Source organism: Pseudomonas sp. NC02 (genome assembly GCF_002874965.1).
GTDB lineage: Bacteria > Pseudomonadota > Gammaproteobacteria > Pseudomonadales > Pseudomonadaceae > Aquipseudomonas.
In genome coordinates this window covers 1,594,593-1,614,352 of record NZ_CP025624.1, presented here as the reverse complement: position 1 = coordinate 1,614,352, position 19,760 = coordinate 1,594,593, and the positions used below count along the sequence as shown (strand labels likewise).

General features: G+C 62.0%; 20 protein-coding genes. 8 read left to right on the top strand and 12 right to left on the bottom strand.

The features are described from left to right. Nucleotides 1–77 precede the first annotated feature (77 nt). From C0058_RS07535 to C0058_RS07520, 4 genes are all read left to right on the top strand, one after another. A complete protein-coding gene (locus C0058_RS07535) occupies nt 78–1,703 on the top strand; it encodes a 5-guanidino-2-oxopentanoate decarboxylase (RefSeq protein ID WP_102368310.1) in 1,626 nt (541 codons plus the stop codon). Continuing rightward, entirely contained in the window at nt 1,700–3,142 is a 1,443-nt protein-coding gene (locus C0058_RS07530; RefSeq protein ID WP_102368309.1) for an aldehyde dehydrogenase family protein, read from the top strand. Before C0058_RS07535 ends, C0058_RS07530 begins: the two co-directional genes overlap by 4 nt. 231 nt (nt 3,143–3,373) lie before the next feature. Beyond that, complete coding sequence (locus C0058_RS07525; RefSeq protein WP_102368308.1) at nt 3,374–4,561, top strand: cyanate transporter; 1,188 nt, start codon at nt 3,374–3,376, stop codon at nt 4,559–4,561. Between the two features lie 137 nt (nt 4,562–4,698). Further along, nucleotides 4,699–5,634 carry a LysR family transcriptional regulator gene (locus tag C0058_RS07520; protein WP_087692583.1) on the top strand — a complete coding sequence of 312 codons (936 nt, stop codon included), beginning with the start codon at nt 4,699–4,701 and terminating at the stop codon, nt 5,632–5,634. A gap of 47 nt (nt 5,635–5,681) precedes the next feature. On the opposite strand, the gene C0058_RS07515 is transcribed toward C0058_RS07520, so the two are convergent. From C0058_RS07515 to C0058_RS07505, 3 genes are all read right to left on the bottom strand, one after another. Beyond that, complete coding sequence (locus C0058_RS07515) at nt 5,682–6,044, bottom strand: 5-carboxymethyl-2-hydroxymuconate Delta-isomerase (RefSeq protein WP_102368307.1); 363 nt, start codon at nt 6,042–6,044, stop codon at nt 5,682–5,684. 70 nt (nt 6,045–6,114) lie between these two features. Continuing rightward, nucleotides 6,115–7,302, bottom strand: a complete 1,188-nt coding sequence (locus C0058_RS07510) for a low temperature requirement protein A (protein WP_102368306.1) — start codon at nt 7,300–7,302, stop codon at nt 6,115–6,117. A gap of 26 nt (nt 7,303–7,328) precedes the next feature. Next, nucleotides 7,329–8,264, bottom strand: a complete 936-nt coding sequence (locus tag C0058_RS07505) for a LysR substrate-binding domain-containing protein (protein ID WP_087692586.1) — start codon at nt 8,262–8,264, stop codon at nt 7,329–7,331. 61 nt (nt 8,265–8,325) lie between these two features. Here C0058_RS07505 and C0058_RS07500 point away from each other — a divergent pair, with 61 nt between their 5' ends. Beyond that, nucleotides 8,326–8,571, top strand: coding sequence for a hypothetical protein (locus C0058_RS07500; protein ID WP_023659101.1), 246 nt, complete (start codon nt 8,326–8,328; stop codon nt 8,569–8,571). Here the strand turns inward: C0058_RS07500 and C0058_RS07495 are convergent. From C0058_RS07495 to C0058_RS32750, 7 genes are all read right to left on the bottom strand, one after another. Further along, on the bottom strand, nt 8,526–9,851 hold the full coding sequence (locus C0058_RS07495; protein ID WP_102368305.1) for an MFS transporter: 1,326 nt from the start codon (nt 9,849–9,851) through the stop codon (nt 8,526–8,528). The two genes, C0058_RS07500 and C0058_RS07495, sit on opposite strands and share 46 nt — an antisense overlap. Nucleotides 9,852–9,910: 59 nt before the next feature. Then, nucleotides 9,911–11,233 (bottom strand): MFS transporter, encoded by a 1,323-nt coding sequence (locus tag C0058_RS07490; protein WP_003211904.1) that lies wholly within the window; start codon nt 11,231–11,233, stop codon nt 9,911–9,913. Nucleotides 11,234–11,308: 75 nt separating this feature from the next. Next, a complete protein-coding gene (locus C0058_RS07485; RefSeq protein WP_102370225.1) occupies nt 11,309–12,187 on the bottom strand; it encodes an SMP-30/gluconolactonase/LRE family protein in 879 nt (292 codons plus the stop codon). A 69-nt stretch (nt 12,188–12,256) separates the two neighbouring features. Continuing rightward, the gene (locus tag C0058_RS07480) at nt 12,257–13,189 is read right to left on the bottom strand and encodes a 3-keto-5-aminohexanoate cleavage protein (protein ID WP_008437904.1); all 933 of its coding nucleotides are present in this window, start codon (nt 13,187–13,189) and stop codon (nt 12,257–12,259) included. Nucleotides 13,190–13,271: 82 nt separating this feature from the next. Further along, nucleotides 13,272–14,060 (bottom strand): SDR family oxidoreductase, encoded by a 789-nt coding sequence (locus C0058_RS07475; protein WP_102368304.1) that lies wholly within the window; start codon nt 14,058–14,060, stop codon nt 13,272–13,274. After that, entirely contained in the window at nt 14,057–14,779 is a 723-nt protein-coding gene (locus C0058_RS07470) for a GntR family transcriptional regulator (RefSeq protein ID WP_003211913.1), read from the bottom strand. The genes C0058_RS07475 and C0058_RS07470 overlap by 4 nt, the downstream gene beginning before the upstream one ends. A gap of 416 nt (nt 14,780–15,195) precedes the next feature. Beyond that, a complete protein-coding gene (locus C0058_RS32750) occupies nt 15,196–15,342 on the bottom strand; it encodes a hypothetical protein (protein ID WP_003211914.1) in 147 nt (48 codons plus the stop codon). Nucleotides 15,343–15,540: 198 nt separating this feature from the next. Here C0058_RS32750 and C0058_RS07460 point away from each other — a divergent pair, with 198 nt between their 5' ends. Continuing rightward, complete coding sequence (locus C0058_RS07460; RefSeq protein WP_003211917.1) at nt 15,541–16,833, top strand: MFS transporter; 1,293 nt, start codon at nt 15,541–15,543, stop codon at nt 16,831–16,833. Between the two features lie 12 nt (nt 16,834–16,845). Next, nucleotides 16,846–17,604: a substrate-binding domain-containing protein gene (locus tag C0058_RS07455; RefSeq protein ID WP_008437882.1), complete on the top strand. Its 759-nt coding sequence runs from the start codon at nt 16,846–16,848 to the stop codon at nt 17,602–17,604. Here the strand turns inward: C0058_RS07455 and C0058_RS07450 are convergent. Both C0058_RS07450 and C0058_RS32985 read right to left on the bottom strand, forming a co-directional pair. Next, nucleotides 17,596–18,498 carry a LysR family transcriptional regulator gene (locus C0058_RS07450; RefSeq protein ID WP_008437881.1) on the bottom strand — a complete coding sequence of 301 codons (903 nt, stop codon included), beginning with the start codon at nt 18,496–18,498 and terminating at the stop codon, nt 17,596–17,598. The genes C0058_RS07455 and C0058_RS07450 overlap by 9 nt on opposite strands. Further along, nucleotides 18,495–18,740, bottom strand: a complete 246-nt coding sequence (locus tag C0058_RS32985) for a hypothetical protein (RefSeq protein ID WP_008437880.1) — start codon at nt 18,738–18,740, stop codon at nt 18,495–18,497. The genes C0058_RS07450 and C0058_RS32985 overlap by 4 nt, the downstream gene beginning before the upstream one ends. Before the next feature lie 151 nt (nt 18,741–18,891). Here C0058_RS32985 and C0058_RS07440 point away from each other — a divergent pair, with 151 nt between their 5' ends. After that, nucleotides 18,892–19,737 (top strand): DUF6216 family protein, encoded by an 846-nt coding sequence (locus tag C0058_RS07440; RefSeq protein WP_003211924.1) that lies wholly within the window; start codon nt 18,892–18,894, stop codon nt 19,735–19,737. Nucleotides 19,738–19,760 lie beyond the last annotated feature (23 nt).

The following is a 19,760-nucleotide window of genomic DNA, read 5'->3' as shown; positions in this document are numbered from 1 at the left end:
ATGACTTTTTATCGATTGTTGCCGCTACGGGCCAGCCGTTCCAATACGGGCCTTTATCAACAATAAGAGCGACGACAATGGCGACCTGCGGCGAAGTATTGGTCAACCTGCTGGAAGGCTACGGCGTGGACCAGGTGTTTGGCATCCCCGGCGTGCACACCGTGGAACTCTACCGGGGCCTGGCGCGCTCGAGCATCCGCCACGTCACCCCGCGCCACGAACAGGGCGCCGGTTTCATGGCCGACGGCTATGCGCGCACCAGCGGCAAGCCCGGCGTGTGCTTCATCATCACCGGCCCCGGCATGACCAACATCACCACCGCCATGGGCCAGGCCTACGCCGACTCGATCCCGATGCTGGTGATCTCCAGCGTGCAGTCCCGCAGCCAGCTGGGCGGCGGGCGCGGCAAGCTGCACGAGCTGCCGAACCAGAACGCGATGATCGCGGGCGTGGCGGCGTTCTCCCATACCTTGATGTCGGCGGCCGAATTGCCCGGTGTACTGGCCCGGGCATTTGCGCTGTTCCAGGCCGGACGACCGCGCCCGGTGCACATCGAAATCCCGCTGGACGTGCTGGTGGAAAACGCCGACGCGTTGCTCGGCAGTGAACCGGTCAGCGTTTCCCGCGCTGGCGCTGCGCCGTCGGCGGTCAAGCAGATGAGCCAGTTGCTCGCAGCGGCGAAACGTCCGCTGATCCTCGCCGGTGGCGGTGCCATCGACGCAGCCCCCGAGGTGACGCAGCTGGCCGAAGCCCTCGGCGCGCCGGTGGCGCTGACCATCAATGCCAAGGGCATGCTGGCCGCCAACCACCCGCTGCTGATCGGCTCGACCCAAACCCTGGTCGCCACCCGCGCGCTGGTGGCCGAGGCAGACGTGGTGCTGGCGATCGGCACCGAGCTGGCCGAAACCGACTACGACGTGACCTTCGCCGGCGGCTTCGACATTCCCGGCGCCCTGCTGCGCATCGACATCGATTCCGACCAGACCGTGCGCAATTACCCGCCGCAAGTCGCGCTGGTAGCCGACGCGCAAATCGCTGCGCAGGCACTGCTTGCCGAGCTGGGCAACAAACCCCTGGCCGCCCGCGACAGCAACTGGGGCGCCCACCGCGTCGCCCGCCTGTGGAGCGAACTGGAACCCACCTGGGACGCCGCCACCCGCGCGCAAACCCTGTTCCTCAACACCGTCCTGGACGAACTGCCCGACGCCGTACTGGTGGGCGACTCCACTCAACCGGTGTACACCGGCAACCTGACCCTGAACCTCGACCAGCCGCGCCGCTGGTTCAACTCCTCCACCGGCTACGGCACCCTCGGCTACGCCTTGCCGGCGGCCATCGGTGCGTGGCTGGGGCGCGGCAACGGTGCGCCGGTGGTGTGCCTGATCGGCGACGGCGGCCTGCAATTCACCCTGCCGGAACTGGCCAGCGCCGTGGAAGCGCGCACGCCGGTGATCGTGCTGCTGTGGAATAACCAGGGCTATGAGGAGATCAAGAAATACATGGTCAACCGCGCCATCGAACCGGTGGGCGTGGACATCTACACCCCGGACTTTATCGGCGTGGCCAAGGCCCTCGGCGCTGCTGCCCAGCGCATCCAGGGTGTTGAGGAATTACGCAGCGCCTTGCGTGCCGCGACTGATCGCCAGGGCCCGACGCTGATTGAAATCGACCAGGGGCTTTGGATGAAGGAGGTGGCGGTATGAGCGCGGTATTGAATGGGCTGTTTATCAATGGCGCGTGGCGTGCCGGCCATGACGTGCTGGACGTGATCAACCCGGCCACCGAGGCCACCCTGGCCCAAGTGAGCGTGGGTGATGCAGGCGCGGTGACTGAGGCCATCGGCGCCGCCAGCGCGGCCTTCCCGAGCTGGTCAAAAAGCACAGGCCGCGACCGCGCCGCGCTGTTGCGCAAGATCGCCGAGGGTGTGAGCGCAGAGCGTGAACACCTGATGCAACTGCAATCGAGCAACAATGGCAAGCCGCTGTTTGAAGCCGGCATCGATGTGGATGACGTGATCGCCACCTTTGCCTATTACGCGAACCTGGCCGACGAAATGGACGCCACCCAGGACCGTCCGGTGGTACTGCCCACTGAGGATTTCAGCGCCCGTGTACGCCGTGAACCCTGCGGCGTGGTGGGCCTGATCGTGCCGTGGAATTTCCCGATGGTGACCACCGCCTGGAAACTCGCCCCCGCGCTGGCGGCCGGTTGCTGCGTGGTGCTCAAGCCTTCGGAAGTGACGCCGCTGGCAGAGCTGGAACTGGCCAGGATCATCGCCTCGGTGGGCTTGCCTGCCGGTGTGTTCAACCTGGTCTGCGGCACTGGCCTGGCGGTGGGCGCGCCGATGGCGGCTGACCCACGGATCGCGAAAATCTCCTTCACCGGCAGCAATGCCGTGGGCGTGCAGGTGATGCAGCGCGCCGCCGAAACGGTCAAGGGTGTGAGCCTGGAACTGGGCGGCAAATCCGCGTTGCTGGTACTGGCGGACGCCGACCTCGACCTGGCCGTGGAACTGGCCTGCGGCGGTGGTTTCTTCAACGCCGGGCAGATGTGTTCCGCCACCAGCCGGGTGTTGGTGGCCGACGAACTGGCGGACGAGTTTCTCACCCGCTTGCAGGCCAGGGCCGAGAGCATTCGCGTGGCGGACCCGTTTGCCGAAGACGTGGAAATGGGCGCATTGGTCAACCGTGCGCAGTACCAGCGGGTGCTGGGGCATATCGAACGTGGCGTGCAAGCCGGCGCGAAGCTGCTGTGTGGCGGCGGGCGCCCGGCGGATTTGCCTCATGGGTATTTCATTCGCCCGACGGTCTTCACTGAAGTGCCGTTGGACAGCGCGTTGTGGAACGAGGAGATCTTCGGCCCGGTGCTGTGCGTGCGCAGTTTTGCCAATGAGGCCGAGGCGGTGGCGCTGGCCAATGACAGTGAGTTTGGCCTGGTCGCGAGCGTGCTGAGCAGCAACCTGGAAGCGGCTGAGCGAGTGGCCAATGCTTTGCAGGTGGGTTTGGTGTGGATCAATGCGCCGCAGGTGATCTTCCCGCAAACGGCGTGGGGTGGTTACAAGCAGAGCAGCATTGGCCGTGAACTGGGGCCTTGGGGGTTGCAGGCGTTTCAGGAGATCAAGCATGTGATCCGGGCGGTGTAGAAACACTCAAGAGCACCACTGTTACCTGTGGGAGCTGGCTTGCCTGCGATTGCGGTCTATCAGACACAGATGTGTTGCCTGACCCACCGCTATCGCAGGCAAGCCAGCTCCTACCTGTTGATTTGTGCCGTGTCAGCAGATGCATTTTTTCAATAGCCCCAACGACTTTCTCATTTGCCGCCCTCCCCCACGCCCGGCCTAATACTGCCCTTGTCAGTTCAAGGCTCGTCCATGGAAAACGTCCGCGCAAAACCCGCCACCGCCGTTTGGCTGATGATCAGCGTTGTGCTGGTTGCCCTCAACCTGCGCCCGTCAATGGCCGCCGTCGGCCCGTTGTTGTCGTCGATTCGCGCCGATGTGGCCCTGAGTTTCAGCACGGCCTCCCTGCTGACCATGCTGCCCGTCATGGCCATGGGCCTGGCGATGTTTTTTGGCATGGCCGTGGCCAAACGCTTCGGCGAGCATCGCAGCATTGTGCTGTCGCTGGTGGTGATCGGCCTGGCCACCGTCTCCCGGTTGTTCCTGGACTCGGCGGTTGAGCTGATCCTCAGCGCCATTGCCGCCGGCGTAGGCATCGCGATGATCCAGACGTTGATGCCCGCCTTGATCAAGTCGCGCTTCAGCGACAACGTTTCCCTGTTCATGGGCCTGTACGTCACCGCGATCATGGGCGGCGCGGCCCTCGCCGCTTCGTTCTCGCCGTTTATCCAGGTGCAAACCGGCAGCTGGCGCATCGGCCTGGCCATCTGGGCGGTTCTCGCGGTATTGGCGCTGGTGTTCTGGTACGCCCAACGCTCGGTGCTGCCGCCGCTGCCGCAAGCCGGCGCAGGCCCGCAGGCGTCATTCTTCGGCAATCGCCGGGCCTGGTTGCTGGCGATTTTCTTTGGCCTCGGTACCGCGTCCTACACCTGCGTGCTGGCCTGGCTGGCGCCGTACTACGTGGAACAAGGCTGGAGTGAACAGAACGCCGGCCTGTTGCTGGGCTTTTTGACGGCCATGGAAGTGGTCTCCGGCCTGATTACCCCGGCCATCGCCAACCGCCGGAGGGACAAGCGGGGTGTGGTCGCGGTGCTGCTGGTGCTGATCATCGCCGGCTTCTGCGGGCTGATCCTGAGCCCGCAATACCTGAGCCTGCTGTGGCCGTGTTTGCTCGGCCTGGGGATTGGCGGCTTGTTTCCGATGAGCCTGATCCTGTCCCTCGACCACCTCGACAACCCGCGCCGTGCCGGTGGCCTGACGGCCTTTGTGCAGGGCATCGGCTACCTGATCGCCGGGTTGTCGCCGTTGATTGCCGGGATGATCCGCGACCAGCTGGGCAGCTTCGAGTGGGCCTGGTGGTCATTGACGGCCGTGGTGGTGGTGATGCTGCTGATCGTACTGCGCTTCGATCCCCGGCATTACGCGCGGCATATTCGCTGAGGTCGTGTTGTAAACATTATTTGTCCCACCTCAAACAGAGAAAGGTCCGACAGAGCTTTCTATTGGTACGAGCGTTCCGTTAACATTTTGTATTGTCTTGTACCGAGTTCGGTACAAAGCGCTTGCGGACGGAACGGATGCTAAACAGCAACTTGCTTAGAAAGCTCGATATGCAGGACCTGATGGTGTTTGTCGCTGTTTACGACCAAAGCAGCGTCACCGAGGTTTCCGAAACCCTGTTCGTCAGCCAGTCCACCGTGAGCTACAGCCTGAAGAAGCTGCGCACGAGCTTCGAAGACGAGTTGTTTATCAACACCCGGGCGGGCATGCGTCCTACGTACAAAGCCGCCACCATGTACGGGCATGTGCAGAAAATCCTCGAAAGCATCAACCTGTGCCATGCCGGCAGCCAAACGTTCGACCCCACCCAGAAAACTGTGACCTTCAACGTCTGCGCCCCCGAATACTTCGAACAGTTGATCCTGCCGCGCCTGCTGAAAAACTTCGACCGCGCCGACCTGCCGGTGATCGTCAACGTGCAGAAGCTCGAAACCGAGGTCCCGGCCGACGCCTTGCGCGACGGGCGTCTGGACCTGGTGATTTGCTTCGGGCCGCACTTTCATCGCGAGCACAAGGACATCAAGACCCAGATGCTGCTGGAGGACGACCTGGTGTGCGTGTTCGACAAACACTCGGCGCCCCGGGAACCGGCGTTCAGCCTGCAATCCTTCGTCGCCCGGCGCCATGTGTTTCCGACGCCCTGGAGTTCCGACACCAACATGATCGACGGCTGGCTGGCGCGCCAGTCCCACAAACGCCAGGTGATCGCCCGCGCCAACAGCTACAGCGCGGCGCTGAAGATGATCACCGGCACTGACTTTATCGTCACCTTGCCCCGTCGAGTGCTGAAGCTGCTGGCAGACACAACCGTGTTCGGGCATTGCGAAGCGCCGAACGGTTTGCCGGGGTTTACCCTGGATATGCAGTGGAATGAACACAGCGCGCAGGACAGCGCCAACACGTGGTTCAGGGAGCAGGTGGTGAAGGTGTGTGCGGATCAGGGGTTATTATGACCCCCTGTGGCGAGGGAGCTTGCTCCCTCGCCTCAGAGTATTGCCCGTCAGCCGATGGTGACTTTGCTGTAGGACTCGCGATCCATATCGACCAGCAAGACACTGAGCTGTACCTGCAGGTCTGCAGGCCAATCGCCCAGGTCCTGCAGCGCCGCCAACAGGCTTTCCGACAATTGCTTCTTGACCTGCGGTGAACGCCCGCTGAGCAGCGACAGCTTCACCGCGATAAAAGCGCGCGGGCTGATGGACGTGCCAACCTGGAATGTCTCCACCTTCAGCGCGCGGCTTTTGATATCGAACTCGGAACCGAACTGCCCGGACGCCATCAGCACGTTGTTGAGCCGCAACAAGGTTTTCTCAACGGCCAGCTCTGTGAGATTGGCGGTGTATTCCAGATGCAGATGCGGCATGAAAGGCTCCGAGTTGTTGTAGGAAAAGAGTCATACATATAGCACGGGGCCGAGCGGAATCAGACCGCTTTCAGTGTGAAACTTCGGTCAGGCTGTGCAGCGAGCGATTTTCCCAGATCGCCACGATCACCAACACCGCCGACGTCAACGCCCCCAGTACCAACGCCGAAAACACCTGCTGCAATCCCAGCGGCAGCAACACCAGTAACATCAGCAAGCCGCCCAGGTGCGAAAACGGTGGCAACGGTCGGTCGCTCATCACCCACTTGAACAGCGCACTGCCCAGCAGGAACAACCACGGGCCGGCGATGATCGCCACCACGCCCGCCTGGCTGGCATGCCCCGGATGCACCAGCACCAGTTCGTCGGCCACGGCGCTGACGATAATCCCGGCGACGATCAATACATGCAGGTAGGTGTAGGCGATCCGCGCCTGACGGCCCGGGTCGGCAGAGCTGGCAATGCGATGGTGGGCGCGCTCGGCGCCGCTGTCGAAATAGATCCACCACAGGGCGATGCTGCCCACCACTGCCACCAGGAATGCCGCCAGCCCGTCCACGCTCCAGGGCAGTTCGGCGAAGGTCGCACCGGTCACCAGCAACGACTCACCGAGGGCGATGATCACAAACAGGCCGCAGCGTTCGGCCATGTGGTTGCCTTCCACATTCCAGTCCGCAAGCGTCGAGGGCCCAAGCCCGGGCACCCAGAAATACACCGACGGGGAAATCAACTCGATCAACAGCGCCAGGGCCCAGAAGGCCAGGCGCTGCTCGCCTTCGAGCAGCGCACCGGTGATCCAGAACACCCCGGAAAACAGCATCCACGCCAGGATCCGCTGGAAATTGCGGGTCATGTTCAGCGACTCGCCGCGCACCGCCCACAACGCAAACAGCGTGCGTCCTACCTGCATGAACACATAGGCGCCGGCGAACAACAGCCCGCGATCGGTAAACGCCTTGGGGATCGACGAGGACAGCAACAGGCCCGCCACCATCAAACCGAACAGGCCGATGCGGATCGGGATTTTTTCCGGGTCCAGCCAGTTGGTGACCCACGAAGTGAAGATCCACACCCACCACACCGCGACCATCACCAACGCCACCTGCACGGCACCGCCGATGGACAAGTGGGCGAGCAGCGAATGGGACAACTGGGTCACGGCAAACACGAACACCAGGTCGAAAAACAGCTCGACCATGCCAACCTTGCCGCTGTCATGACTGCCGCGCCCACGCAGCAAGGAACGGGATAGGGCCATGCCTGGATCTCCCTGAAGGTTTTATCTCAAGATTTGGATGCGACCACCGGCAGCATGTCCCGCTCGCTCATGAACGCCTCCAGCCGCGAACGCATCCAGCGCTCCGCCGGATCGGTGTCAACGTGGCTGAGCCAGACCATCGACAAATCCAGGGTCGGGGTTTCGAACGGGAACGGTTCACAGAACAGATTGCCCCCGGCGGCCATGGCCTGGGCGGTGTAATCCGGCAGGCTGGCGATCATGTCGGTGCCGGCGAGCAGCGCCGGCAATGCGCTGTATTGCGGCACCGAGAGCACCACGTGGCGCTTGCGACCGATTTCCGCCAGCCACTCATCGGCAAACCCGGACACGTTGGCGGTGTGGGACACCAGCACATGGGGCCGTGCGCAATATTCGTCGAGGGTCAGGGGTTTGTCCGAGGCATCCGCCCGCAGCAGGCACGGGCGGATATGCCGCAATAATTTGCGCTTGGCATTGGCCGGCAGGCCGCGGGTCTGGGTGATGCCGACGGTGATATCCCCGGAACCCAGCAGGTCAGGGATGCGCCAGTAATCCACATGCTGCACCACGAACACCACCTGCGGCGCTTCCTGGCGCAAGGCGCGCAGCAGCGGCGGCAGCAGGCCGAACTCGACGTCATCGGACAGGCCGATGCGAAAGGTCATGGTGCTGATGGACGGGTCGAAATCGTGGGTCAGGCTCAGGGCCGACGACAAGGAGTCGAGGGCCGGCGACAGGTGCTTGATGATTTCCTCGGCCCGCGCGGTAGGTTCCATCCGATGGCCGACACGAATGAACAGCGGGTCATTGAACAACGTACGCAGGCGGTTGAGGGCCGAACTGATGGTGGGTTGCCCGAGAAACAGCTTCTCCGCCACCCGGGTCACGTTGCGTTCGAGCATCAAGGTTTCAAAGACCACCATCAAATTGATGTCGGCCTTGCGTAATTCATTGCGATTCATCGGCGACCGCCCCACTGCCCTGGATAAGTCGCAGTTTAGAAACACCCGGGGCCCTGCGTCTATGCGCACACTGTTCAACACGGGCCTTTGGGACTATAAAGCAGCTTCCAAGGCTTGCGAGAACACCATCGTGCTGGTCATTTCTGCCTTGAGCGTCCTGGTTGCCGGGATTTTGCTCTGGGCCATCAAATTCATCGCTCATCCCACCGCCAGGACACTGTTACGGGTATTTGTCGGTTTGTGCCTGGCGGCAGTCGTGGCTTACCTGGTGCTGGCTTCGGGGTTTCCTACCTCGTTGCTGGTGTGACCGGGCTCCTGCCCCTGACGCAAACGCAAGGCGGCCAACGCGGCCACCACCAGCACCACGGCAATCACTTTCAAGCCATTCGTGGCATTGCCGGTGCTCATCTCGATCGCGCCCATCACCGACGGCCCGACAAACCCGCCGAGCAATCCGCAGGCATTGACGAAGCCCAGCCCGCCCGCCAGCGCCACGCCCTTGAGGCGCGAGGCCGGGTAGAGAAAGATGATCGACTGCACCACAAAGAACATCACCGCCGACACACAAAAGCCCAGCAGGCTGAACACCGGCCCCGACACCGAGGCAATCCCCAGCCCCAACGCCATGGTCAGCAAACCGGTAATCAACAGCCGTCGGGCACGGGTGGGCGTGGTCGCAAAGCGCGGCAGCAACACAGCGCCGGCCGCTGCGGCAATCCACGGCAATGAGGTCAGCAAGCCGACGCTCATGGTGCTCAATTCACCGTATTTGCTGATGATGCTCGGCAGGAAAAAGATCACGGTGTAGATGGTGATCTGATGGCAAAAATACACAAAGATCGCCAGCAGGATCTGCGGTGTCAGCCAGTTCTTCAGGGAATGCCCGCCCTCGCCTGCGCCCTCTTCGGTCTCCATCGCGATGCGCTGTTCAATCCCGCGCGCCTCTGCGGCCGAGAGCCATGGCGCCTTGCTCGGACGGTCCGGCAACTTGCACCACACCACCCAGGCAAACGCGACTGCCGGCAGCCCTTCGAGCAGGAACATCCACTGCCAGCCGTGCCAGCCGAGCAGCCCGTCCATGCGCATCAACGCCGCGCCCACCGGGCCACCGATGATGTTGGCAAAACACACGCCGAGCAGGAAATACCCGGTAGCCCGCGCCCGTTGCTCGCGGTTGAACCAGTAGGTGAGGTACAGCATCACCCCGGGAAACAGGCCGGCTTCGGCAATGCCCAGCAGCAGGCGCAGGATATAGAACGAGGTCTCACCCTGGACGAACGCCATGGCCGCCGAAATCAGGCCCCAGGTCACCATGATCCGGGCGATCCAGAACCGCGCGCCGACCTTGTGCATGATCAGGTTGCTGGGGATTTCCGACAGTGCATAGGTCAGGAAAAACAGCCCGGCGCCCAGGCCATAGGCCGCTGCTGAAATCCCCAGGTCAACGTCAAGATGGTGCTTGGCCAAGGCGATGTTGGTGCGGTCCAGGAAGCTCAGCACGTAGGCGATGATCAGCAAGGGCATCAGCTTGACGAACATCAGTTTGTTCAACTCCCGTGGTTCACGGGCGGTGTTGGCAGTCTTCATCGGGCAATTCCTCTTGGCGCCCCGCCAGCGTAACGGCTGGGGGACGCATCGGTGTTGTTCTAGGGTTCGAGTTGCGCAACCAGCGCCGGCGGGCGATGGGAAAACAGTTGCAGCAGCGCCCCGCCCAGGGCACAGCCGGCCATCACGAAGAAGCACACCGTGTAGCCGTGCAAGGTGGTCCAGCCGCCGCCCATGGCAATCAGGCTGCCCATCAGCACCGGCGCCAGGCCGCCACCGATAAACATCGCGGTGGTGATGATGCCGTTGGCGGTGGAGGTCGCCGACGGCTCGGCCGAGTCGCAGGCCACCGCGTAGTAGATCGGCCACACTGCGTTGGCCACCAGGCCGAACAGCAGTTGCACGACGATGATCAGGGTCAGGGTGTTGGCGAAGTAGAACGCACCGACACTGGCGGCCATCCACACCCCGCAGATGATCAGGGTGACGCGCCGGCCAATGATGTCCGACAGCGACGGCCACACCAGTTGCCCGAGAATCCCGGTCAAGGTGAACACCACGCTCATCCCCGCCGACTCGGCCAGGGACAGCCCGGCGATGTTGTACAGGTAGGCCGGCAGCACGATGTTGACGCCCATGTACACCACTTGGGTCAGCATCGTATTACCCGCCGTCAGGGCGATATTGCGGTTGCGCAATGTGGCGATAAACGTGCGCCAGGCGTGGCCCTTCACTTGGCTGGCCGGTGCGTTGTCCGGCGGGGTCATGCCCTTGGCGGCGATGTCGACGTACAGCGCGGTGATGCGTTCGGCGGTGGAATACCGCGCCCAGAAAATCATCAGCGGCAACGCCACCACAAACGCGAAGAAGAACACGTAGCGCCAGTTGTCTTCACCGAAGGTGCTGATGACAAAGCTGGCGACGATGCCACTGAGCATGGCGCCGATCGGGTAACCGGTGTGGTGCGCGCCAAGGGCAAAACCACGACGCTCCACCGGCCACCATTCGGCGGTGTTGCTCACGCCCACCGGCTCGCCCCAGCCTGCGCCGAGGTTGACGCCAACCCGCAGCGCGATAAAGGTCGCGAGGTTGCCGCTCAGGGCCTTGAACCCGGAGAGGAACGAAATAGCCGTGTAGCCCAGCACCAGCGGCACCTGGAACCGTGCGCGCTTCCAGCCACCGCCGTAGCGGTCACTCCACATCGAGCCGGGAATATCCAGCAGCGCCAGGGCCAGCATGATCACCGTGGCCATGGTGCCCCACTGGTCGGCCGACAAATCGAAATGCTTGGAGATGGTCGGCCCCAGGCGCAGCACGATCTCACGGTCGTAGGCGTTGAGGATCCAGATCATCCAGCACACCAGCAGCGACACCCAGGAGTGCCGGTGAATACTGCGCAGCGAGGCTTTTTTCAAGGTTGCCATGGGTTTCTCCAGGCGCGCGAGGGCGCGCACTGACACAAGGTTGCGAAAGGAAAGTGCCTTGTTGAAAAAAACGCGCTAGCTGGCGAACCGTCGCTCGGCTATTCCTTGCACGCCCAGCCCGGTGATCGCAAAAAGCGCCCCGCGCTGCTGACCGTCGGCCGGGAAACGCGGCAACGGTGGCTTGGCCATGGAGGTGACAAACAGGGTGTCCAGGTTCGGCCCGCCAAAGGTCAGGCTGGTGACCTTTTTCACCGGCATCTGGATGATCCGGTCGACCTCGCCGTCGGGTGTGTAGCGCACCAGTTTTCCGGCGTAGACCAGCGCCTGCCACAGGCAGCCTTCGGCATCCACGGTGCAGCCGTCGGCAGCGCCACCGCCGCTGGTATCGACCTTCGCGAAGGTGCGTCGATTGCTCACCGCGCCGCTGGCAGGGTCGTAGTCATAGGCCCAGATCTCGCCGGACCAGGTGTCGCAAAAGTAGAGCGTATCGCCCGCCGGGCTCCAGCACGGGCCGTTGGACACGATGATGCCTTCGTCCAGGGTGTGCAGGCTCAGGTCCGCGTCGAGGCGGTAGAGTTTGGCGCTGGCGCTGTCTTCGAGGGTGTCCATGGAGCCGAAGACAAAGCGCCCCTGGCGGTCGACCTTGCCGTCGTTGAGGCGGTTGTTGGGCAGTGCGGGTTCCGGGTCGATCACCAGGGCCAGTTCGCCGCTGTTGAGGTCCAGGAGGTGCACGCCGTTTTGCAGGGCGACGATGGCTTGCTCGCCGCTATGGCGCAGGGCCATGGAGCCGATTTTCTGGCCCACATCCCAGGCGCGCAATTCGCGCCCATCCTCGGTGCAGCGCAGGATCCGGCCGTCGGCGCTGTCGATCCAGTACAACCGTTGTTGTTCGACGTCCCACACCGGGCCTTCGCCCAGGGTGGTCTTCACGTCCACAAGCACTTCGATACGCATGGTGTTATCCCCTTTTTTGTTGTTGTGCGGGATGGGCATGGCCGCGCCATGACGCGGCCGGTTTATCAATTAGAAATTGACTTGGTCGCGCCCCTTGAGCCCGAGGATTTCCCGCGCTTCATCCGGCGTGGCGACCTGATGGCCGAGGGCTTCGATCACTGTGCGAATGCGCCGTACCTGGTCGGCGTTGGACGCGGCCAGTTTGCCCGGGCCATCCCACAGCGAATCCTCCAGGCCGACCCGGGCGTTGCTGCCCATGGACAGGCCCATGGTGGCCAGCGGAATTTGCCCACGGCCGGCGCCGAGGATCGACCACACGTAGTCGTCGCCAAACAGGCGGTCGGCGGTGCGGCGCATATGGGCCAGGTCTTCCGGGTGCCCGCCGATGCCGCCGCGCAAACCGAATACCGACTGGATAAACAACGGTGGTTTCAGCAGGCCGCGCTCCAGGAAATGGGCGGCGGTGTACAGGTGGCCGATGTCGTAGCACTCGATTTCAAAACGGGTGCGGTTCTCGGCGCAGGAATTGAGGATGTGGGTAATGTCGCGGAAGGTATTGCGAAAGATCCGGTCGTCGCTTTCTTCCAGGTACGGACGCTCCCAGTCATGCTTGAACTCGGTGAAGCGGTTGAGCATTTCGTACAGGCCGAAGTTCATCGAGCCCATGTTCAGCGAGGCCAGTTCCGGCTTGAACTGCATCACCGGTTGCAGGCGTTCTTCGACGCCCATGGTCGGTGCGCCGCCGGTGGTGATATTGATCACCACGTCGCTGGCGGCCTTGATGTGCGGCAGGAATTCGGCGAACAGCGCGGGGTCCTGGCTGGGACGGCCATCGATGGGATCACGGGCATGCAGGTGGACAATGGCGGCGCCGGCTTCGGCGGCACCGATGGCGGCGTCGGCAATTTCCTGCGCGGTGATCGGCAAATGCGGCGACATCGACGGCGTATGGATGGCACCGGTGACGGCGCAGGTGATGATCACAGGACGATTTTTGGACATGACGATTCTCCGACTTTTATTCTTATGAAAAAAATCCCGGGTGTAACTTGTGTGTTCTTCCCTGGCTAAACGCTGACGCGGCCTACAGGTACTCGACGTTACCGTCGACACTGATCGCCTGGCCGGTGACATTGCGGGCGGCGGGCGAGCAGAGAAACAAGGCCATGGCCGCGACGTCTTCGGCGGTGACCATGCGCTTGAGGGAGATCTTGTTCAGGTATTCCTGGCGCATCTCGGCTTCCGGCACACCGACCTGTTCGGCACGGGCGCGGATCACGCCGTCCATGCGCGGGCCTTCAACGATGCCGGGCAGCAAGGCGTTGACGCGGATGTCGCTTTCGCCCAGCTCCGAGGCCAGGGATTTCATCAGGCCGACGATGGCCCATTTGGTCGCCGCATACGGCGTGCGCCAGGCGTAGCCGAGGCGCCCGGCGACCGAGGCGATATGCAGCAGATGGCCGTGGGACGATTCCTTGAGCATCGGCACCGCGTGGTGGGCAAAGCGGTATTGCGCCGTCAGGTTGATATTGATCGTGGCTTGCCACTCGGCATCGCTGATGGCGTCGATGCCGCCGGTGGGCCCGGCAATCCCGGCGTTGTTGACCAGTACATCCAGCCCGCCGAATTGCTCGCGCTGCACCTGGAACACCGCCTCGATCTGCGTGGCATCGCTCACGTCGGCACGGGTGGCGACAGTGCCCGGGTACTTGTCGCGAAACGCCGCCAGGGCCGCTTCGCTGACATCACACACATGCACCTTGGCACCCGCCTCCAGATAGGCCGCCGCCAACACTTCACCGATGCCGGCAGCCCCGCCGGAAATCAACACACGTAACCCAGGATAAGGCTGCAGCCGCTGTAGGACACTCATGCACGTTTACCTCCTGAAACAGACGACCGCGAACGGTCGTTCTTGACGAGCAGGCGCGCCAGGGAATCGGCGGCCTGCATGATGTCATCGGTCACGGCCGCGCGGGCACCGGCGCCATCGCGGGCGGCCAGGGCTTCGACGATGCGCGTATGCGCCTCCATCGAGCGTTGTAAGTGAGCCTTATCGGGGGCGACCAGGGCAAAACACGGGCCCATGTGCAGCCAGAAGTTTTCCACGGCGGCCATGGTCAATTCGGCCTGGGCGACGGCATAGATCCGACGGTGAAAGGCGAAGTTGGTCCACAGGTAGCGGGAAACGTCGACTTCGTCGGCGGCCTGTTGCATCTGTTGGCAGAGGTCGGAGATTTCGTCGAGGTCGGCTTTTTCCAGGAGCAATACGGCCTTTTCTGCCAGCAAACCTTCCAGGGCGACCCGCGCATCGCGGATTTCCCGCAGGCGTTCGACCGTCATCATGCGTACCCGCAGACGAGAGGTTTCGGTGACTTCAAAGGCGTTTTCGGCGCTGAGGCGCTGGAGGGCTTCGCGCACTGGCATGGGGCTGGAGCCGAGGGCTTCGGCGAGGCCGCGGATGGTGAGTTTCTGGCCGGGCTGGAAACGACCACTCATCAAGGCTTCGCGGATCTGGCGATAGACCTGGTCTTGCAAGGTATCGCGGGACACCTGGCGCAAGGTGGGAAGGAGAAGCGGGCCATCTGTCATGAGTCAAAACCTGTGTTGTCGTTCTTATGGCTCCAATATGTGATCACAAATCAAATATGTCAAATAGTTTCCCGTTGACGGTATGGCTTCAGTCGCCGTCGACGGTATTAATCAGGGATCTATGGCGAGCGGGATACCGGCGACACCACCCTCTGCTTCGCAGGGCGGGATGAACTTCAAGGGCGGCGTGGGGAGGCGCAAAGGTTGTTTCTAGTGTGCGGTGCCCAGATGGCACGCTGGTGGAGTTGGGAATGCCGATTCAGTAAATCGTAATGTGGCGAGGGAGCTTGCTCCCGCTGGACCGGACTGGCGCTCCAGTGCGAAGCGCTCCCAAAAATCTTGGGGCCGCTGCGCAGCCCAGCGGGAGCAAGCTCCCTCGGCACAGCAAGCTCCCTCGCCACAGTGAAATGCCTGCATCAAGGCCTGAGCGGGCGCTCCTGATCGCGCTCCGACAGCTCGGTGCCATCGTCCGGATGCTTCCAGGTCTGCGGCTTTTCTTCCTCGCGAAGCTTCCTCGCCCGCTCCTGCTCCAACTCTTCGCGCTGCTTCTGTTCGTTGCTCATACCCACCTCCCATCCGTAAGAATTGGACACACTGGGCAAGCATAGATGAGGGAGCGGTTTTGTGTGCATCCGGCAATTGATAACCACGACGCATCAATACATGTAAACAACTCACTTATCATTTCCAAATGTGTCAGCCACTATCCGCGGTCTTAAGCGAAACAAGCACTTTAAAAAGAACGCTGGAGACACAAGAAAATGCAAAACCCTTCACGGCCTGACTCTGCCCGCTCCAAAGTCGGCGCGGTCTTTCGCGTCACCTCCGGCAACTTTCTCGAACAGTTCGACTTCTTTCTGTTCGGTTTCTATGCCACCTATATCGCCGCCGCCTTCTTCCCTGCCGCTAATGAATTTGCGTCATTAATGATGACCTTCGCCGTGTTCGGCGCGGGCTTTTTGATGCGTCCGCTGGGGGCTATCATCCTCGGCGCGTACATCGATGATGTGGGCCGTCGCAAAGGCTTGATCGTGACCCTGGCGATCATGGCCAGTGGCACCCTGCTGATCGTGCTGGTGCCCGGCTATCACACCATTGGTTTGTGGGCACCGCTGCTGGTGCTGATGGGCCGGCTGTTGCAAGGTTTCTCGGCCGGTGCCGAACTGGGCGGCGTGTCGGTGTACCTGGCCGAAATGGCCACCCCGGGCCGCAAGGGTTTCTATACCAGTTGGCAATCGGGTAGCCAGCAGATCTCCATCGTGGTCGCGGCCGCCCTGGGTTATGGCCTGAACCAGTGGATGGAACCAGCCGTGGTTGCCGATTGGGGCTGGCGCATTCCGTTCGCCATCGGCTGCGTGATCATCCCGTTCATCTTCGTCCTGCGCCGCAACCTGCAGGAAACCGAAGAGTTCGCCAACCGCAAGCATCGCCCGACCATGCGCGAAGTGCTGGCCACCCTGGTGAAGAACTGGACCATCGTGATCGGCGGCATGATGATGGTGGCGATGACCACCACGGCCTTCTACCTGATCACCGTGTACGCACCCACCTTCGGCAAAACCGTACTCAACCTGACCACCGCCGACGCCCTGCTGGTGACCCTGCTGGTGGCCGTGTCGAACTTCATCTGGCTGCCCATCGGTGGCACCCTCAGTGACCGTTTTGGCCGCAAGCCGGTGCTGATCGCCATGACTGCTTTGACCGTGCTGACCGCTTACCCGGCACTTTCCTACGTGGTCAATGCGCCAAGCTTCGCGCACATGCTGGAAACCCTGCTGTGGTTCTCCTTCCTCTACGGCATGTACAACGGTGCCATGATCCCGGCCCTGACCGAGATCATGCCGGTGGAAGTGCGTGTGGCCGGCTTCTCCCTGGCCTATAGCCTGGCGACCGCGATCTTCGGCGGTTTTACCCCGGCGATTTCCACCTGGTTCATCCACGAGACGGGCGACAAGGCATCGCCCGCCTACTGGCTGATGTTCGCCGCGCTGTGCGCCCTGTGCGCGACGTTCGCGCTGTATCGCCGCGCCAGCGCCCGTCTGCAAGTTGCCTGAGGAGTCGCACTGATGAACCCCATGCTGAAAACACTGGCGGCACTGGCGATCGGTTCCCTGGCGATGGTCGCCCACGCCGAAGAGCTGAAAGTCATGACCTCCGGCGGCTTCACCGCTGCCTACAAGGTGCTGGGTGCGCAATACGCCACCCAGAGCGGCGACACCCTCGACACCATCCTCGGCCCGTCGATGGGCAAGGCGCCGGAAGCGATTCCCAACCGCCTGGCCCGTGGCGAACACGCCGACGTGGTGATCATGGTCGGCTACGCATTGGATGAGCTGATCAAGCAAGGCAAGGTCGACAAGGCGTCCCGGGTTGAACTGGCGGACTCGCGCATCGGCCTGGTGGTCAAGGAAGGCGCGGCCAAGCCCTCGATTGCCACCGATGCCGAACTGAAGACGGTACTGACCAACGCCAAATCCGTCGCGTACTCGGACAGCGCCAGCGGCGTCTACGTCGAAAAGGAACTGTTCAAGAAGCTCGGCATGCCGTCCAAGGGCACCATGATCGAACGCATCCCGGTGGCCTCACAGGTGGCCAAGGGTGATTACGAAGTGGGCTTGCAACAGGTGTCCGAACTGCTGCCGATTCCAGGCGTGACCTACGTCGGAAAGATCCCCGAAGACGTGCAGTCCGTCACCCGTTTTGCCGCGGGCATTCCGGTAAATGCGCAGCACCCGGCGCAGGCGAAAAAGCTCCTGCAATTCCTCGCCTCGCCCCAGGCGCAACCGGTGGTGCAATCCACCGGCCTGGATTCGGTCTCACACTGACCGGAACGGCATCTCCCGCGTCAACCGCTCCAGTTCCAGTGCCGCCGGCGTCAACGTACGCCCGCGGCGCTTGATCAACCCCACGTTGCGCACCACCTCCGGCTCCACCAGCGGCACGCTCGTCAGAATCGGATGTTCGCCGCCCGGCATCGCAATCGACGGCACCATCGCCACCCCAAGCCCCGCCTCCACCAGCCCGATCATGGTCGTCACGTGATGGGTTTCGCAGATGCTTGGTTTCTTCACCCGCACGCCGCGCAGGGCCTGGTCCAGCAGGAAGCGGTTGCCTGAGGTCTTGTCCACGGTGATGTAGTCGTGCTCGTACGCCTCGGCCCACGTCACACTGGCGCGGTCCGCCAGCGGGTGCTCCCGGCGACAGGCCAGTACATAACGCTCCTGCAACAACAGCTCGAACTCCACCCCGTCTGCCAGGCTGCCGCTGAAACTCACGCCGAAATCCGCCTCGCCACTTTCCACTGCCGCACACACCTCGCCCGCACTGGCGTCCAAGACCCGCAGGCGAATCTTCGGATAGAGTTTGTGGAATTCGGAGATCACGTGGGGCATGAAGTAGTACGCGGTGGAGGGCACACAGGCGATGGTGACATTGCCCATGCGGGTCGAGGCGACGTTGCTGATGCCCATCAGGGCGATGTCCAGGTCATCGAGCATGCGCTCGACTTGCGGCAGGAACGCGCGGCCGACCATGGTCAGGCTGACCCGGCGCGTGGTGCGTTCGAAGAGTTTGACGTCGAGGGCGGATTCGAGTTTCTCGATACGCCGGCTGAGGGCCGGCTGGGAGATACGGATGGCTTCGGCCGCCGCACGGAAACTGCCCTTGTCTACGACGGCGCGGAAGGCTTGGAGGTCGTTGAGGTCGAAGTTGATGATCATCGAGTGGGCCGTTGGGTAGTCGCGGGAGAAAAACGCTCAGATGCAAAAAACCCAGCAACAGGCTGGGTTTTTCCGGTATCTGCCGTATACAAAAATCCTGCCTCTGCTAACAGCTCAGTGAGCTGGGCTTGATCATAGGTCTCGGGTATTAGGGCGTCAATTGTCGCAAAACTGGCATCAAGCTTCACACGCTCGCTGGCACCGTCAAAACCCTTGATCAGCAGGTCTACGTGAATCTGCACACCGTATAAGCGTTTCAGTTCAATGACCTCTTGATGCTGTCCGGCTTCCTACGTGCAAGTCAGCTTCTTCCTGTTTTTCCTGAAGCAAAGACACCTCTGCCCAGTTTGCCTAGAATCGCGCGTTCGACTCGTTATGACTAAGGATTAAGCCATGACCGCCCCAATCTCCAAAAGCACACCGCTGACTTGGTATGTTGAAAATTTCCCTGCATTCAGCGGCATCGTTACTCTACTCGCCGTTGTGTGGCTGCTTTGTTTCATCTACAGACGCTCCGGCTCTCTGTTGTTTCTGCGCGACTGGATTTGGCGTTTTTTTGGTGGGCAGCCGCACTTCGAAACCGAACGTTTCGAACGCATGCGCAAGGACCTCCGTGAGCTGGAGTACTACCGCTATGAGTTCAACATTCCTGCAAACACCTTGCAGGATGCAGACTCGGCTGAAGAGTGGATGTACAACAATGGATTCACCCCACGCGATTTCGGTCGAGTGAAGCGCTACATTGACTGGAGCGACTTCACTGCCTTGAGCTTCATCACCAGAAGGTTCGCGCAGTGGAGGACCAATTGCTGTTTCTTGTTGGCCATCGTGCTGCTGGCAGGCGTAGCGATCACTCCACCTTTGATTGAATCCGGGTATTTGATGGTGTCACTGAAAAACTCTCCGGAGTCGCCATCATTCTACCTCTCCGAAGAAAACGTGAAGTTCGGGATATGGTCCGACGCAAGGCTCACTGTTGAGCAATGTCGGTCATCAGGGTCTCTGCAAGCCTTCATCCTTCCCGGTCTGCCAGAAGAAAAGCTCGACGTCATCTGCTCATTTTTTATCGATAAAAACTACAGTAAATACGTGCGCGACGGTTTGAGCGAACAGCGCGGGCTCCTGCTGTGGTTCGCCTTGCTCTCGATGGGCGGGATGATCTGGCTGGTTATCCTTATCGCGCGAATGGAAGTCGCCCGTAAGCTATACCGCCAGTGGCTTGCCAGAGGGATCAGGTGATTCCCAGAGACGTTTCAGGCGGG